Raw genomic sequence first — 1157 nt, 5'->3', positions numbered from 1 at the left:
AGCCGGTCGAGGAGGTGGGCCAGGAGCCGGGAGACGTGCATCTGGGAGAGGCCGAGCCGCAAGCCGATCTCGGACTGGGTCATCTCCTGGCCGAAGCGCAGGGCCACGATGGAACGGTCGCGCTCGTTCAGGTCCGCGAGGAGGGGCGCCAGCGTCTGAAGGTTCTCGACCTTCTCGATGGCGGGGTCGACGTCCCCCTCGATATCACCGTGGGTGACGATCGACGCGCTGTTCCGTTCGCCTCCGACAGTAGCGTCCAGGGATCCCGCGGTGTAGCCGTTCGAGGCGACGAGACCGTCGATGATCACCTCCTCGCTGAACCCGAGATGGCGGGCGAGTTCCGGGACGGTGGGATCCCGGTCCAGTCTTCCGGCGAGTTCCTCCTTGGTCCTGGCGAGCGTGACGCGCAGCTCCTGCAGGCGACGCGGTACGTGGACGGCCCAGGTGGAGTCGCGGAAGAACCGCTTGATCTCCCCGACGATGTAGGGGATGGCGAAGGAGGTGAACTTCACCTCCCGGCTGAGGTCGAACCGGTCGATCGCCTTGATCAGGCCGACCGTTCCGACCTGGACGATGTCCTCCATCTCGCCGTTGCCGCGACTGCGGAACCGTCTCGCGGCGAAGTGGACCAGAGACAGATTCGTCTCGATCAGGGTGTTCCGTGCGTACCGGTACTCATGCGTGCCCTCTTCCAGCACCTGCAGTCGTTCGAAGAAGACGGAACTGAGAGCGCGGGCGTCCCTCGGCGCCACCTTGCGAGGGTCGCGGATCTGCGGGAGCGCCGGGAGGGGCGCGGCGGTGACCGGAGCCGGAGCGGTTGTGGATATCGGCATTGCGATGATTCCCCTGCCCCAGAAGGTGCCGCCGGAGACCCGCCGGCACCATGCTCACCTACCCGGATCCGGACGGAATACGCGATCCGGGCAGATGGGCGCGGCAGTGCGCCTACGACTGGTCTCCGCGATCCGGGTACCTCCTGCCCGACGGGCCGTCCTCGGGGCGCTCGGATCCCTTGGCCCGGTCGCTCTGCTCGTACTGGGTCCGGTCCGTCTCCCCCCGCCCGGGCTCGCCGCCGGCGTCCCTCGCCGGAACCGGTCGGCCGCGCGGCGGCGACGTCTGCTCCTGAGGACGACCGAAGCGCCGCTGGGAGTCGCCCT

1 protein-coding gene and 1 pseudogene are annotated in these 1157 nt (G+C 68.5%); both read right to left on the bottom strand.

The genetic code is table 11. The features are described 5' to 3' along the window. A partial coding sequence (locus ACZ7HQ_RS45760) for a SigB/SigF/SigG family RNA polymerase sigma factor (RefSeq protein ID WP_471003630.1) occupies nucleotides 1–833 on the bottom strand: 833 nt, incomplete at its 3' end. A 112-nt stretch (nucleotides 834–945) separates the two neighbouring features. Continuing rightward, nucleotides 946–1157: pseudogene (locus ACZ7HQ_RS45755) on the bottom strand (hypothetical protein); the annotation flags it as partial.

The organism is Streptomyces sp. NPDC037290 (genome assembly GCF_055603245.1).
Note: the sequence above shows the minus strand (reverse complement) of the source record. Positions and strands in the feature narration are given on the sequence as shown.